The organism is Oceanisphaera sp., assembly GCF_048268965.1.
GTDB lineage: Bacteria > Pseudomonadota > Gammaproteobacteria > Enterobacterales > Aeromonadaceae > Oceanimonas.
The window spans coordinates 58,147-73,145 of the sequence record NZ_JBLWUK010000008.1 but is presented as its reverse complement, the minus strand read 5'-3'; the positions used below and the strand labels follow the sequence as shown (position 1 = coordinate 73,145).

At 55.9% G+C, this 14,999-nt stretch carries 12 protein-coding genes; 10 read left to right on the top strand and 2 right to left on the bottom strand.

Translation table 11 applies throughout. The features are described from left to right. Nucleotides 1-1,356, top strand: coding sequence for a D-serine ammonia-lyase (locus ACN0VL_RS05990; RefSeq protein WP_417615495.1), 1,356 nt, complete (start codon nt 1-3; stop codon nt 1,354-1,356). 133 nt (nt 1,357-1,489) lie between these two features. Here ACN0VL_RS05990 and ACN0VL_RS05985 read toward each other — a convergent pair whose 3' ends face one another. Continuing rightward, a complete protein-coding gene (locus ACN0VL_RS05985; RefSeq protein ID WP_417615493.1) occupies nt 1,490-2,092 on the bottom strand; it encodes a hypothetical protein in 603 nt (200 codons plus the stop codon). 227 nt (nt 2,093-2,319) lie between these two features. Between ACN0VL_RS05985 and ACN0VL_RS05980 the strand changes: the two genes are divergently transcribed. The 7 genes from ACN0VL_RS05980 (at nt 2,320) to oppF (ending at nt 10,561) form a co-directional block, all read left to right on the top strand. Then, on the top strand, nt 2,320-4,578 hold the full coding sequence (locus ACN0VL_RS05980; RefSeq protein ID WP_417615491.1) for an Orn/Lys/Arg decarboxylase N-terminal domain-containing protein: 2,259 nt from the start codon (nt 2,320-2,322) through the stop codon (nt 4,576-4,578). 65 nt (nt 4,579-4,643) lie between these two features. Then, nucleotides 4,644-4,955, top strand: a complete 312-nt coding sequence (locus tag ACN0VL_RS05975; RefSeq protein ID WP_417615489.1) for a monooxygenase — start codon at nt 4,644-4,646, stop codon at nt 4,953-4,955. A 34-nt stretch (nt 4,956-4,989) separates the two neighbouring features. Next, entirely contained in the window at nt 4,990-6,615 is a 1,626-nt protein-coding gene (locus ACN0VL_RS05970; protein ID WP_417615487.1) for an ABC transporter substrate-binding protein, read from the top strand. 92 nt (nt 6,616-6,707) lie between these two features. Beyond that, on the top strand, nt 6,708-7,634 hold the full coding sequence (gene oppB, locus ACN0VL_RS05965) for an oligopeptide ABC transporter permease OppB (protein ID WP_417615485.1): 927 nt from the start codon (nt 6,708-6,710) through the stop codon (nt 7,632-7,634). Nucleotides 7,635-7,638: 4 nt separating this feature from the next. After that, a complete protein-coding gene (gene oppC, locus ACN0VL_RS05960) occupies nt 7,639-8,547 on the top strand; it encodes an oligopeptide ABC transporter permease OppC (RefSeq protein ID WP_417615483.1) in 909 nt (302 codons plus the stop codon). A gap of 9 nt (nt 8,548-8,556) precedes the next feature. Then, entirely contained in the window at nt 8,557-9,534 is a 978-nt protein-coding gene (oppD, locus tag ACN0VL_RS05955) for an oligopeptide ABC transporter ATP-binding protein OppD (RefSeq protein ID WP_417615541.1), read from the top strand. Next, nucleotides 9,521-10,561, top strand: coding sequence for a murein tripeptide/oligopeptide ABC transporter ATP binding protein OppF (gene oppF, locus ACN0VL_RS05950; RefSeq protein ID WP_417615481.1), 1,041 nt, complete (start codon nt 9,521-9,523; stop codon nt 10,559-10,561). The genes oppD and oppF overlap by 14 nt, the downstream gene beginning before the upstream one ends. A gap of 67 nt (nt 10,562-10,628) precedes the next feature. On the opposite strand, the gene ACN0VL_RS05945 is transcribed toward oppF, so the two are convergent. Beyond that, a complete protein-coding gene (locus tag ACN0VL_RS05945; protein WP_417615479.1) occupies nt 10,629-10,937 on the bottom strand; it encodes a hypothetical protein in 309 nt (102 codons plus the stop codon). 428 nt (nt 10,938-11,365) lie between these two features. Between ACN0VL_RS05945 and ACN0VL_RS05940 the strand changes: the two genes are divergently transcribed. Both ACN0VL_RS05940 and ACN0VL_RS05935 read left to right on the top strand, forming a co-directional pair. Then, complete coding sequence (locus ACN0VL_RS05940; RefSeq protein ID WP_417615477.1) at nt 11,366-12,715, top strand: hypothetical protein; 1,350 nt, start codon at nt 11,366-11,368, stop codon at nt 12,713-12,715. Between the two features lie 24 nt (nt 12,716-12,739). Continuing rightward, nucleotides 12,740-14,956, top strand: coding sequence for an Ig-like domain-containing protein (locus ACN0VL_RS05935; protein WP_417615475.1), 2,217 nt, complete (start codon nt 12,740-12,742; stop codon nt 14,954-14,956). Nucleotides 14,957-14,999: the final 43 nt, after the last annotated feature.

The following is a 14,999-nucleotide window of genomic DNA, read 5'->3' as shown; positions in this document are numbered from 1 at the left end:
ATGAATTCTCACCCTCAGTACAGCGAAGAAGCGATTAGCGAACTGTGTCGCACTCATCCATTACTTGATGAGCTGATGGCTCTTAACCCCGTCAGCTGGTTTAACCCGGAACGCTTGCCCACGGAGCAGGCCTTGTCCGCGGTAGGGCTCACCGCCGAGGACGTACTGGATGCCAGCCAGCGGCTAGACCGTTTTGCCTCTTACTTTTGCGCTGCCTTTCCTGAAACCCGAGCCAGCAATGGCTTGCTGGAATCCCCACTGCAGGCGGTGCCTGCCATGCAACAAGCATTGGACAGCCGTTTTCAGCAGACCCTGAGTGGCCAGTTGTGGCTCAAGCTTGACAGCCAGTTGCCCATCTCGGGTTCCATCAAGGCCCGCGGCGGCATTTATGAGGTCTTGCAGCACGCCGAAAAGCTGGCACTCAAGGCCGGTTTGCTACAGCGCACCGATGACTACGCGCGCCTGCACAGCGACGAGTTCAGGGAGTTTTTCAGCCAGTATCAGATAGCCGTCGGCTCTACCGGTAATCTGGGCCTGTCGATTGGCATGATAGGTGCAAAACTGGGCTTTAATACCAGTGTGCACATGTCGGCCGATGCCCGCCAATGGAAAAAAGATATGCTGCGCGCCCATGGCGTCACCGTGATGGAGTACCAAAGCGATTACTCGGTGGCCGTGGCAGAAGGCCGCGCCCAGGCCGAACAGGATCCAAACTGTCATTTTGTGGATGATGAAAACTCGGTACAGCTGTTTTTAGGCTATGCGGTGGCCGGTGAGCGACTGAAAGCCCAGCTGGAACAGCAAGGCATCAAGGTCGACCGCGCCAACCCGCTATTTGTCTATCTTCCCTGTGGAGTGGGCGGTGGTCCGGGCGGCGTGGCCTTTGGCCTGAAGCTGGCCTTTGGTGATGCGGTGCATTGCATTTTTGCCGAGCCAACCCATTCGCCCTGCATGTTGCTGGGCGTGTACACCGGCCTGCACGATCAAATATCGGTACAGGACCTGGGTATCGACAACGTCACCGCCGCCGATGGCCTGGCGGTAGGCCGGGCATCGGGCTTTGTGGGTCGCACCATGGCCCCCATGCTGGATGGTTTTTATACCTTGAGCGATAAGGACATGCTGGCGATGCTCGGCTTGTTAAACGAGCAAGAGCACATTCAGCTGGAGCCCTCGGCTCTGGCCGGCATGCCAGGTCCCTGGCGCGTCATCGAGAATGAAAGCTATCTGACACGTCTGGGGCTGAGCCCGGAGCGGTTGGCCAATGCCCATCACCTGGTGTGGGCCACCGGTGGCGGTATGGTACCCGAAGCCGCCATGGCCGATTACCTGGCCCAGGCCAGCAAGGCGCTGTAAAGGGTGAAGGCTAAAGCGTGAAAGCAAAGAGTGAGGGGGCCTCTCCCCTCACTCTTTATACCAATTACAGTAAAGATCTGTTCACCTTTGAACCTGAATACCAGAGGCACCACAGCCACCTCCCTTCAATCCCTTAGCCAAACCAGCCGCTATTGAGTTGGTCCTTGCACTGCCAGTATTGGCCCGCGTAACGTTTGGCGCGGGCTTCTACCTTGCGTGATACCTTTAACAGCCAGCCTTTCCGCTTGTGGGTGCCACGACGATAACCGCCCCAGCCGTCGTGATAATTCAGATACTGGCCATAGGCATCCCACTTCGAGACCCCGTTTATTTTGCTGGTTTTACTCATGTACCAGCCCATAAAGTCCATGGCATCGTCAAAGTTGCTGCGACTCGCCCAGCCATTGCCGCTTTCCCGTTGATAATCTGCCCAGGTGGCCTTTTTTGCCTGAGGATAGCCATAGGCATCCGAGGCGCGCCCGTAGGGGATAAACAGAAAGTAACGCATCGGCGGCCTGGCATCATGTTTGAAGCTGCTTTCCTGATACATCACCGCCATGGTGACGTGCACGGGTACCCCCCACTTTTCACGGGTTTTGCTGGCTGATTTATGCCAGCTTTTATGCTGTTTGAAAATCGCACAAATGTTTTCCGGATTACGCGGCGGGGACGCCGCACAGCTGGTCAGTAACAGTACCCCCAACAGGCAGGCGGTGGCTTTTAGCAATGGGGTCATCCAGGCTCACTCTGCTTGGTAACAAGTAATAACAGATAGTGCCTGCAGCCCGGTAAAACTTCCAGCGTGGCCGGATACTTATGCCAAACTTATGATGATTCATGCGTTTAATACCATCACCGGCTTTGTTAGCCGTCATTGTCACAGTAGAATGTACTCACGCCGGCTCAGTTACCGAGCCTTTCAGTACATAGCAGCTGCTATGACCGCACACTCAAGGAATGTCGATGCGCTTTTATTTCCCTATCATCATTATTGATGAAGACTTTCGCTCCGAGAACACCAGTGGCTCGGGTATTCGTGAGCTGGCGGCCGCCATCGAAAAGGCCGGTATGGATGTAGTGGGTTATACCAGTTACGGGGATTTGACCTCATTTGCCCAGCAACAAAGTCGTGCCGCCGGTTTTGTATTGTCCATTGATGACGAAGAGCTGGCCGGCAGCACAGAAGAAGCCCAGGCCGTGTTGGCGCAGCTGCACCGTTTTGTAGAGCAAATTCGCCACCGCAACCCGGATATTCCCATTTATCTGTATGGCGAAACCCGTACCGCACGCCACATTCCCAATGCCATATTGCGCGAGCTGCACGGCTTTATTCACATGCACGAAGACACGCCGGACTTTGTGGCTCGCCATATCATTCGTGAAGCAAAAGGTTACCTGGACAGCCTGGCGCCGCCCTTTTTTCGGGCCCTTACCCATTATGCCCAGGATGGTTCCTACTCCTGGCATTGCCCGGGGCACTCCGGCGGGGTGGCGTTTTTAAAGTCGCCCGTCGGCCAGATGTTTCACCAGTTTTTTGGTGAAAACATGTTGCGGGCCGACGTGTGCAACTCGGTCGACGAACTGGGTCAGCTGCTGGACCATACCGGGCCGGTGGCAGCGAGCGAGCGCAATGCGGCGCGGATTTTCAACGCCGATCACTTGTATTTTGTGACCAACGGTACCTCCACCTCCAACAAGATTGTCTGGCATTCAACCGTGGCCCCCGGCGATATAGTGGTGGTGGATCGCAACTGTCACAAGTCGATTTTGCACGCCATCATGATGACGGGGGCGATACCGGTGTTCTTGATGCCTACCCGTAACCATTACGGCATTATTGGCCCTATTCCGCGCAGCGAGTTTGAGCCGGCGCGCATTCGCGAAAAAATGCAGGCCAACCCCTTCTGCCGTGAACTGCTGGCCAAAAATCCGGATCTCAAGCCTAGAGTGCTGACCATTACCCAGTCCACTTACGATGGCATTCTGTATAACGTAGAAGAAATCAAAAACCTGCTCGACGGGGAAATTGAAACCCTGCACTTTGATGAAGCCTGGCTGCCCCACGCCGCCTTCCACGATTTTTATGGTGATTATCACGCCATTGGCGAACACCGCCCGCGCTGTGAAAACTCGATGATCTTTTCCACCCAGTCGACCCACAAGATGCTGGCCGGTTTGTCCCAGGCCTCACAAATTCTGGTGCAGGATGGCAATGCCAATCGCCTGGACAGGGATGTGTTCAACGAAGCCTATTTGATGCACACCTCGACCAGCCCGCAGTACGCCATTATTGCCTCGTGCGATGTGGCTGCCGCCATGATGGAAGCGCCCGGTGGGACCGCCTTGGTGGAAGAGTCACTCTCGGAAGCGCTGGAGTTCAGACGTGCCATGCGCAAGGTGGGTGATGAATACGGCAGCGACTGGTGGTTCAAGGTGTGGGGGCCGGATGATTTAACCGACCATGGCCTGGATGATCGCGACGCCTGGATGCTGCACGCCGGCGAAAGCTGGCATGGTTTTGGTGATGTAGAGCCGGGCTTTAACCTGCTCGACCCCATCAAGGCCACTATTTTAACCCCGGGTCTCAATGTGGAAGGCGACTTTTCCGACTCCGGCATGCCGGCGGTAGTGGTGACCAAGTACCTGGCCGAGCACGGTATCGTGATCGAAAAAACCGGGCTGTATTCTTTCTTTATCATGTTTACCATCGGCATTACCAAGGGCCGCTGGAACAGCATGGTCACCGAGCTGCAGCAGTTTAAGGACGATTACGATAATAACGTGCCGCTGTGGAAGGTGCTGCCCAAGTTCATTCAAAGCCACCCCAGTTACGAGCGGGTGGGGTTGCGTGATCTGTGCGATCAAATCCATCAGATTTATAAAGAAAACGACGTGGCCAGGCTGACCACGGACATGTATTTGTCCGACTTGATCCCGTCGATGAAGCCCGCCGACGCCTTTGCCAAAATGGCGCATAAACAAATAGAGCGGGTGCCCATCGACGAGCTGTCGGGCCGCACTACGGCTGTAATGGTGGCGCCCTATCCGCCCGGCATTCCACTCTTGATCCCGGGGGAGGTGTTTAACGACACTATTATCAGCTACCTGAGATTTGCTCGTGAACTCAATAACCGCTTCCCGGGCTTTGAAACCTACATTCACGGTTTGGTCGCCGAAGAGCATAACGGGCAAACCCACTACTTTATCGACTGTATTATCTAACTGCAGTCTGCTTGAGACGCTTGCCGTGCAAGCGTCTTTACCTTGAATACAAAAGGAAACCAAAAATGGCCGTGGTATTACAAATTGATTTTACTTTTCCTGCCCACATGATGGGCGACGCCTTGACCCAGGGGGCGCAGCAACTGGCGCACACCATTAACGAAGAGCCTGGCTTTATTTCCAAAATATGGACTGAAAATGCCAGCACCGGTGAAGCCGGTGGTATTTATGTGTTTACCGAACAAGTACTTGCCGAGCGTTACGCAAAAATGCACAGTGAACGTGTCGCCGCCATGGGCGCGACCAATATCAGAGCCAAAATCTTTGATATTAACACCCAGCTCACCGACATTAATCACGGCCACTACCAGGGTTAATGACGCGGGCACGATGCTTAAGGGAGTAAGCTCGATGACACCGAAGAAAAACGATTTTGCCATGGCGGTATTGGCCGCCTCATTGTTGATGCAGCCCACGCATGCCCTGGCAGCAGAGGTACCGGCCGGCGCCATTCTCGCCCAGCAGCAACATCTGGTTAAGGACAACGGTGCCGAGCCGGCAACCCTGGATCCTCACAAAACCGAAGGTGTACCGGGTGCCAACGTGCAGCGCGACTTGTTCGAAGGCCTGGTGATCTCCGGCCCCAAAGGGGAGACCCTGCCCGGTGTGGCGACCCACTGGGATACCGACGACAATATGCGCTTTACCTTTCATCTGCGCCCCGAGGCAAAATGGTCCAACGGCGATCCTGTGACCGCCCGGGATTTTGAATACAGCTTTAAACGCGCCATCAACCCCGCCACCGCCTCCCCTTACGCCTGGTACCTCGAAATTCCCACCATTATCAACGCCGCAGCCATTCTCAAAGGCGAAAAAGAGCCCGAGCAGCTCGGTGTCAAGGCGCTGGACGAGCATACGCTGGAAATCCGGCTCGAACACCCGGTGCCCTACTTCGTGACCATGCTGGCACACACCACCACCTATCCCGTGCACCGCAAGGCCATTGAACAGCATGGCGATAACTGGACCCGACCGGGTAATCTGATTTCCAACGGTGCCTATACCTTGAGCAGCTGGGTGGTCAACGAAAGAATTGAGCTGGAGCGTAACCCCCACTATTGGAATGACAAGCAGACGGTGGTCGATCGGGTGAGTTACCTGCCCATCTCGTCACAAAACGCCGCCATGAACCGCTTTCTGGCGGGCGAGATTCATCTCACCAACGATATGCCGATAGAGCACTTCAAACGCCTGAGCCAACAGCATCCGGAGGAAGTCAGGATCACCGGCTATGTGGGAACTTACTATTACCTGTTTAATACCCAAAAGCCGCCGTTCGATGATGTCCGCGTACGCAAGGCGCTGTCTTACAGCATAGATCGTCACGTTATCGCCAATCTGGTGATGGGCCAGGGTCAGCTGCCCGGCTACACCATGACTCCGGAAATCGTCGACGGCTTTACGCCTCCTTCCCTGGCCTGGGCCAACTGGACTCAAACACAGCGAGACGACACAGCCCGTGAATTACTTGAACAAGCCGGCTTTAACAAGCAGAACCCGCTGAAGTTCGAGCTGCTTTATAACACCAGCGAAAATCACAAGAAGGTAGCCGTGGCCATCGCCTCTATGTGGAAGAAGAGCCTGGGGGCAGAGGCCGAGCTGGTTAACCAGGAATGGAAAACCTATCTGGATACCAAGACCCAGGGGAACTTCGACGTGGCTCGGGCCGGCTGGATCGCCGATTACAATGAGGCGTCCTCCATGCTGGATCTGTTGCAAAGCACCCATGGTAATAACGACGGCAAGTACTCCAGCCTCAAGTATGACCAGCTGATGAAGGCGACTCGCGCCATGGTTGACGCCGATGCCCGCAATGCCAAATACACGCAGGCAGAGGAAATTCTGGCCGAAGACATGCCCATCGCCCCCATCTACCAATATGTGACCGCACGCCTGGTGCAGCAACATGTCGGTGGCTACCCCGAAAACCCGCTGGATAACCTGTACTCCAAGGACATGTATATTCTGGCGCATTAATCACCGGAGCTGGCCCCGGGCTATCTGTTAGTCCGACAGCCAGCTCAACAACAGGGAGCCCCGTTCGTGGCTCGGGCTGAAAGGACCATAACATGCTTGTATTTATCATAAAGCGGGTGCTGGAAGCCATTCCCACCCTGCTGGTGTTAATCACCCTTTCCTTTTTCATGATGCGCTTTGCGCCCGGCAACCCCTTTAGCTCGGAGCGCAGCCTTCCTCCCGAGATACTGGCCAATATCGAAGCCAAATATGGCTTCGATAAACCGGTGCTGGAGCAGTACTTCAGCTATCTGGGTAATCTGCTGCAAGGGGATCTGGGGCCGTCATTCAAGTACAAGGACTTCTCGGTCAACGAATTGGTGGCCCAGGCGCTGCCGGTATCCGCAGAAATCGGTCTGTATGCCTTTCTGGGTGCCGTTTTCTTTGGGGTCGGGCTGGGGATGATTGCGGCCCTCAAACAAAATAGCTGGCTCGATTACCTGACCATGTCCACCGCCATGATCGGCGTGGTCATCCCCAGCTTTGTACTGGCGCCTGTGCTGGTATTCATCTTTGCAATCAGCCTCAAGTGGTTGCCGGCGGGCGGCTGGAATGGCGGCGCACCGCACTATCTGATCCTGCCCGTGGTGGCCATGATGATGCACTATATTGCCTCCATTGCCCGTATTACCCGTGGCTCCATGATTGAAACCCTGAATGCCAATTTCATTCGCACCGCGCGCGCCAAGGGGCTGCCACTGCGCCGCATCATATTCCGCCACGCTCTGCGTCCCGCCATGTTGCCGGTCGTCTCTTATCTGGGCCCTGCCTTCGTCGGCATTATTACCGGCTCCGTGGTCATCGAAACCATTTTCGGGCTGCCCGGCATCGGCCAGCTGTTTGTTAATGGTGCCCTGAACCGTGACTACTCCATGGTGTTAGGGCTGACGATTTTAATCGGTGCCCTCACCATTACCTTTAATGCGCTGGTCGATATTCTTTATGCCCTTATCGACCCTAAAATTCGCTATCAGGAGTAACATCATGGTCGTCGTAAAAGCCAGGAGCCAAGCGCTGGAGCAATTCTCCGATCGGCTGGAAATAGCAGGCCGCTCTTTATGGCAGGATGCGCGTGGGCGCTTTTTTGCCAATCGCGCGGCGCTGGCCAGCCTGATGATACTGGTGGCGATCATCCTGCTGGTGTTAATCGGCCCGTACTTTTCCCCGTATGCCTTCGATGACACCGATTGGGGGGCCATGATGGCCGCTCCCAGCCTGGATAATGGCCATTACTTTGGTACCGACTCTCTGGGTCGCGACTTGTTTGTGCGCACCCTGGTCGGCGGACGTATTTCCTTGATGGTGGGTCTGATGGGCGCCCTGGTGGCGGTGGTGATCGGCACCCTCTATGGCACGGCGTCCGGCTTCATTGGTGGACGCACCGACCGGGTGATGATGCGCGTGCTCGAGATCCTCTATTCCTTTCCCTTCATGTTTTTCGTGATCCTGCTGGTCACCTTTTTTGGCCGCAATATTCTGCTGATCTTCTTCGCCATCGGCGCGGTCAGCTGGCTGGACATGGCGCGGATCGTGCGCGGCCAGACCCTGAGCCTGAAGAACAAGGAGTTTATCGAGGCGGCTCAAGTGGGGGGCGTCGGCAAGGCCACCATTATATGCCGCCATATAGTGCCGAATGTGCTGGGCATAGTGGCGGTCTATGCCACCTTGCTGGTGCCGGGCATGATTTTATTTGAATCGTTTTTGAGCTTTTTGGGATTGGGGGTGCAAGAACCCATGACCAGCTGGGGGGCCTTGCTGGATGAGGGATCCAAATCGATGGAAATTGCCTTGTGGCAGTTGCTGTTTCCCGCCGGCTTTATGGTGACCACGCTGTTTTGCTTTAACTTTATCGGGGACGGTCTGCGTGACGCCCTGGATCCCAAAGATCGATAAGGAGCCATGATGTCACTCCTGGATGTTCAAGATCTGCGCGTCGAATTTTCGACCCCAGATGGTCGGCTGGTGGCGGTCAACGATCTTGATTTTTCGCTGACTGCCGGTGAGACCCTCGGCATCGTCGGGGAGTCGGGATCCGGAAAAAGCCAGACGGCGTTTGCCATTATGGGGCTGCTGGCCAAAAACAGTACCACTCATGGCTCGGTGCGTTTCAAGGGCCAGGAGCTGCTGGGGCTGCCCGAACCGGCTCTCAACCGTATTCGATCCGAGCAGATTGCCATGATCTTTCAAGACCCCATGACCTCGCTCAATCCTTACATGAAAATAGGCCCGCAGCTGATGGAAGTGCTGATGCTGCACAAAGGCATGAGCAAGGCCGCCGCCTTTGAAGAGTCGGTACAGATGCTGAATGCGGTACAGATCCCCGAGGCCAGGCAGCGCATGAAGATGTATGCACATGAGTTGTCCGGTGGCATGCGTCAACGCGTGATGATTGCCATGGCACTGTTATGCCACCCGCAACTGTTAATTGCCGATGAACCCACCACGGCGCTGGACGTGACCGTTCAGGCCCAGATCATGAGCCTGCTCAACGAGCTCAAGCAAGAATTTAATACCGCCATCATACTGATCACCCACGATATGGGGGTGGTAGCCGGTAGCTGCGAGCGGGTATTGGTGATGTATGCGGGCAGAACCATGGAAGTGGGACCCGTTGACGATATTTTTTATCGGCCCAGCCACCCCTACACCCAGGGGTTGCTCAATGCCATTCCCAGACTGGACACCGACGGTGCTGTCTTGCCGACCATACCCGGCAACCCGCCCAACTTGTTGCATCTTCCCCCTAGCTGCCCATTTCAAGATCGTTGCCAGCACGCGCACGATCTGTGCCGTACTCACTCACCCGAGCTCAGCGCCTTTGCACCAGGCCGCTATCGTGCCTGCCACTGGAACGAGGAGGTCCCTGATGAGCAGCCCTGATAACACGACCACTATTAGCACAGTAGAAGCCAGGCGCCCATTGCTCGCAGTCAACGGACTCAAGGTCCATTTCAGCGTCAAGCAACAACTCGCCTGGCCCTGGACGCCCCCCGCCACACTCAAAGCCGTAGACGGCATCAGCTTTACCCTGAATGCCGGCGAAACCTTAGGCATAGTCGGCGAGTCTGGCTGTGGCAAGTCGACTCTGGCGCGGGCCATTATCGGCCTGGTACCCGCCTGTGCCGGCGACGTGCTCTGGCAGGGACAGGATCTCACCGTACTGAGCCACAAGGCATTACGCGAGATACGCAAAGAGATTCAGATGATCTTTCAGGATCCGCTGGCGTCACTCAACCCTCGCATGACCGTAGGCGATATCATCGCCGAGCCGCTGCGCACCTATTATCCGAGCATGCCCAAGACAGAGTTAAAGCAAAAAGTCGGCGCCATGATGGCCAGAGTCGGCTTATTGCCCAATCTGATTAACCGCTATCCCCATGAATTTTCTGGCGGCCAGTGCCAGCGTATCGGCATAGCGCGGGCGCTGATCCTCAAGCCCAAACTGGTAATATGTGACGAGCCGGTCTCATCCCTCGATGTGTCCATTCAGGCGCAAGTGGTCAACTTGCTAACAGAACTGCAGCAAGAAATGGGACTATCACTGATCTTTATTGCTCATGATTTGTCGGTGGTAAAACATATCTCCGATCGGGTACTGGTGATGTATCTGGGCAAAGCGGTCGAGTTCGGCCACAGCCAGACCCTGTTTGAACACCCTGCCCACCCTTACACCCAGGCTTTGATGAGTGCGGTTCCGGTACCCGATCCTCATTATGAACGCCATAAACAGGTACAACTACTGAAGGGCGAACTGCCCTCGCCCATCAAGCCACCATCCGGCTGCGTCTTTCGTACCCGATGCCCTCTGGCGGATGACGACTGTGCCCACATCAGGCCCCAACTCAAAGGCAGCCCTCGGCACAGTGTTGCCTGTTTAAAAACCTCCACCGATGACAGTGAGCTTTAAGCAATAAAAGCGGCCAAATATAAAAAGGGCCTGATAGAGTCAGGCCCGAGCAGCATAAAAATTAAAGCTAATAACACAAATCAGACATTAAGTTTTCATGCTCCTCTTGTGCTGCATCAATAGTCTGGCAGAGCTCAAGGGCATCACGGTAAGAAAGTTCTAGCTGGATGGACTTAGGCCCGACTGCATCTTTTGCATGACACTCTAACAATATATTTTCGTTGCTCGGCGTAAAATGTATTAACGCCAGCTTACTTCTAACACGCTGACCTTTCTTCGGCACTGTTATTTCAATGGTACAACAAGGCTCAATTGTAATATCGACATAACAATTAGCATCGCTTTGTAGCGAATAACGACACTTTCTCGCTAACATTTTTGTCTCCTTTACTCCTGGTATCACCCAAGAAAATAAATAAAACATCTGCCAACCAAGTAGTACGTTTTTTATACAGCCACTTGATACTAGCCTAGTACCAGTTATTTGCAAGCCAACTGACTACCTCTCTACCTTAAAATTTCGCACCCGAATTAAGGCATTAAGCCTGTGCTCGAATTGCTGCTTCTAACTTTAGGTCTTATTGAATCCCCCAACTTCCCCCAAAAAAACCCAAACCTGGGGGAGATCCCCCCGAAACCATGTCGGTATGAGCGCATTGATATATCCGCAAGACCTAGTGCCAGCCCTGTTCACTTCAAAAAACAAAGGCTGGTATGGATATTGCTCTTTCTCCATATCAGCCTCTTTGTGATTGAACCGGATACAAGGATAAGGGGCACCGTTCATGGCTGGAGGAAGAACAGATGCAAAACACCAGAATTAACACAGCAACTTCGTTGCTGCTCGTCATGATAGCGAGTCAACCGGCACTGGCGGCATTGAATGCCGTAGACTCCGGGCCTTATACACAGGAAAACGGAGGCTTTGCCGCCTGGTACCAGGATACGCACGGTCGGGTACTCGAGCTGTGCCTGTCCAAGGCAACCAGTTCTCGCACCCCGGGGGCAGCAGGAGCCCCCGCTTATATGTGTGGTCTGGCCTCCGAGCCGGGCTTCGATACTACCCAAGCAGTCAACTTTCCCACTAACTTTCCGGGCGAAGCCTTCTGGTTTACCGGTGATGCCAGCATAGTGGATGCCGCCACGGGCATCGATTTGACCTACGTTTCGGCCCTGGAAGCCGCCTTTGCCGCCGAGGAAGTAGTTGAAGGGGATCAGGTCAGCTTCGCCCGTATCCGTATTCGGGTGGATGTGCCCCAGGAGGGTACTTACATCGTTACTCACCCTTATGGCGTCGAGATATTCGAGGTAGACGCGGCTGGTGGGAGAGTCATCAACATGACCCGCGATATCGGCATAGGTGTGCCCCAAACCTATGACGGTGCCCTGACCGGTGATGTGGGACCTTTTCTGCGGAGCGTAAACGGCCCCTATACGGAACCCAACCCGGATACCTTTGAAGACGAAACCTTTATCGGTGATCCCAACCTGTTGGAAGAAGTCACCGGCAGCCCCTTCGGCACCAACTTTATTCGCATTCAAGGCCCGGGGGGTATCGATTTACGCACCGACTTGTTCGCCGTAATGGGCAAGCTCTCTACTGACGTTATCCTGCCTACCCCAGCCAGGGTCGAACGCGCCACCTACTCCCGCAAAAATGGTGTCAGCGGCGTTGAAGCCCAGCAGGATGTGTTTCTGCAAGCCCCGCCCCCCCCGAATACCGCCAGTTTTACTGACTCGTCCAATGTCAGCGTAGAGATGACCGAAGCCAACACCACCGGCAACTGGTACGGGCAATCGAGCAGCAACCCCACCGCCCTACCAGTGACCCTGAACCTGAGCGCCGACAACCAGCTTGCTATTCCCAATAGCACGGCAACCACAGTCACTACGCCCCTGGTCGATCTGGTGCAGATCCACAGTGCTACATACAACCCGGCAAACGGCCAGCTCACCATATCGGCCAGCAGCAGCGACGAAACGGCATCACCGACCCTGACCGTGTTCAGCAACGGTAACGACATCGGCACGCTCGCTGGAGCCGGGCCAATCAAGACGCTGACCACCAATATTTCGCCCATTCCACCATCCGAAATAAGGGTGGAATCGACCAACGGCGGCAGTGATCTCGAAGAAGTCATTATTCAGCCCTAAATATCCAGTGAGCCAGGAGGCATCATGAACAAATGGACAAGAACAATCATCACTCCCATAGGGCTGTTTGTCGCCACCGTCGGGCCGGCCCAGGCCGCGCTGTCGGGGGTGGCCCCAGGGCCCCATACGGCCATATCCGGTGGTTTTCCGCTCTGGTATGAGGACGAAAATGGTCTGCAACTGGAGCTGTGTACATCCAAAGCCATCAGCGGGGGCACTGCCGGTGCCTACATGTGTATCTTGAATCCCGAACCCGGGGTCTTTGACGATGCCGACCCCCTGGTCTTCCCGAACAATTGGCCAGGGGAGACATTCTGGTTTCTGGCCGAGACCTCTATTCCTGAAGATGCAGTCCCCGGCTATGAGCTCGAGGTGTATGTCGCCGCCCTGGAAGCGGCCTTCGCCGCGGAAGAACCGAAAGCAGGAGATCAGGTTGGCTTTGCCCGCATTCGTATCCGCGCCTCTGTGCCCGTGGCGGGCACCTATACCGTTACCCACCCTTACGGCGTCGAAACCTTCGTGGTAGACCAAGCCGATGTCGGCAGACGGGCCATCAACATGACCCGTGACATCGGAATAGGTGCACCGGGCGACTTCACCGGCGCCCTGGGAGGAGATCTGGGCCCCTTCCTGCAAAGCGTGAATGGCCCCTATACCGAGACCAACCCGGACACCGAGCTACCCGAAACCTTTATTGGTAATCCCAACCTGACCGAATCGGTCACCGGCAGCCCCTTCAATACCAACTTTGTTAGTATTGAAGGTCCGGCAGGTACGATTACAAACGATCAGTTCACCCTCTCCGGCAAGGTACGCGACCCAAACACAGTCCCCTCGATCCCACTGGACATCGAACGAGCGAGCTACCAACGCACCACTGAGCAGACGAACATCGAGGTCTTCGCCAGCTCGTCGACAGATGCCGAAGTCTGCTACCGGGAAACCGTGGCACTGGTCGGCGGCGACCCTTGCCTGACCGACCTTATCCCTGATAATAACGGTCGCTTCTTCGTGCAGCAGCCCTCGTCAGCAGAGTTGCCACCCTTGATTGTGGTCACCGCCAGTTCGCCAAATGGCCCCTCGAGCTCCCTGTCCAGCTCGTTGGTGGACATCGTCAAAATCAACAGCGCCACCTATTCGTGGGACGATAACACCCTGCGCATAGAGGCAACATCCAGCGATGAAACCCAGGTACCGGATCTGGTTGCCACCGGTTTCGGTCCGTTGAGCAAGTCGGGTACAGTACAAAGCCTGACCATAACCGATCTGCCCCAGCCTCCTGCCAGTATCACAGTACAGTCCGCCGCTGGCGGCGCTGATACCGAGCTGGTAATGGTCAGCGGCAAGGCCCCGGATGTGGACGAAAACCAGCTACCGATTGCCCAGGACGACAGCGGCACCACCACCACAGGCGTGCCTGTCACGCTTCAGCTGCTGACCAACGACAGCGACCCCGATGGCAATACTCCGCTCAGCATAGTGGAGCTGACCCAACCGGGGGCTGGTCAAGGCAGTGTGGTGCTCAATGGCAGCACGTCCGTGGTCTATACGCCACCCAGCACCACCAACAATGTGCCCGTGACAGCGAGCTTCACCTACCGGGTGCAGGATAGCCGCGGTGGTCTTTCCGAGCCTGCGACTGTCACCGTAACCGTCAGTGCCAATCAAGCCCCGACTGCGGTCGACGACAGCGCCCAGGCCCTGAGTGCTCCGGTGACCATAGATGTGCTGGCCAACGACAGCGACCCGGAAGGCAATACGCCGCTCGGCATCGTCGGCCTCACCCAGCCGGCTGACGGTCAGGGCACAGTGACTACCGACGGCCTCACGGTGACCTATACGCCACCAACGTCGGTCACCAGCGCCTTTGACGCCAGCTTCACCTACCAGGCACAAGACTCGCTCGGTGTGACCTCGGCGCCGGCCACGGTCACGGTAACCGTGTCGCCACAACCGGACGCGACTGAAGATCTGACGGTCAGCCGCGCAGATGCCAGAGCAAGGCGTAACCGCATCAGATGGGACCTGCAAGGCCAGACCTCGGTGGCAGCCGGCAACACCATTACCGTCGAGGTCTCGGGCATCAATGGTCCCGTGACGCTGGGCACGGCGACGCTGACCCAGACCGGGAGTTGGCAGCTGTCGGCCAGCACCACCGATCTGGTGCTGGCAGAGGACCCGACCGCTACCATCAGCTCGGCCTTCGGTAATGCCATCACGGTGCCGGTGAATATCCGGTAGCGTTTCCCCCTGCCTCTGCAAGGACGCGGAGGCAGGCCTGACT

What these genes read in the sequence shown, in the direction of transcription:
- ACN0VL_RS05990 (WP_417615495.1), top strand. Translation starts at nt 1, where the DNA reads ATGAATTCTCACCCTCAGTACAGCGAAGAAGCGATTAGCGAACTGTGT.
- ACN0VL_RS05985 (WP_417615493.1), bottom strand. Translation starts at nt 2,092, where the DNA reads ATGACCCCATTGCTAAAAGCCACCGCCTGCCTGTTGGGGGTACTGTTA.
- ACN0VL_RS05980 (WP_417615491.1), top strand. Translation starts at nt 2,320, where the DNA reads ATGCGCTTTTATTTCCCTATCATCATTATTGATGAAGACTTTCGCTCC.
- ACN0VL_RS05975 (WP_417615489.1), top strand. Translation starts at nt 4,644, where the DNA reads ATGGCCGTGGTATTACAAATTGATTTTACTTTTCCTGCCCACATGATG.
- ACN0VL_RS05970 (WP_417615487.1), top strand. Translation starts at nt 4,990, where the DNA reads ATGACACCGAAGAAAAACGATTTTGCCATGGCGGTATTGGCCGCCTCA.
- oppB (WP_417615485.1), top strand. Translation starts at nt 6,708, where the DNA reads ATGCTTGTATTTATCATAAAGCGGGTGCTGGAAGCCATTCCCACCCTG.
- oppC (WP_417615483.1), top strand. Translation starts at nt 7,639, where the DNA reads ATGGTCGTCGTAAAAGCCAGGAGCCAAGCGCTGGAGCAATTCTCCGAT.
- oppD (WP_417615541.1), top strand. Translation starts at nt 8,557, where the DNA reads ATGTCACTCCTGGATGTTCAAGATCTGCGCGTCGAATTTTCGACCCCA.
- oppF (WP_417615481.1), top strand. Translation starts at nt 9,521, where the DNA reads ATGAGCAGCCCTGATAACACGACCACTATTAGCACAGTAGAAGCCAGG.
- ACN0VL_RS05945 (WP_417615479.1), bottom strand. Translation starts at nt 10,937, where the DNA reads ATGTTAGCGAGAAAGTGTCGTTATTCGCTACAAAGCGATGCTAATTGT.
- ACN0VL_RS05940 (WP_417615477.1), top strand. Translation starts at nt 11,366, where the DNA reads ATGCAAAACACCAGAATTAACACAGCAACTTCGTTGCTGCTCGTCATG.
- ACN0VL_RS05935 (WP_417615475.1), top strand. Translation starts at nt 12,740, where the DNA reads ATGAACAAATGGACAAGAACAATCATCACTCCCATAGGGCTGTTTGTC.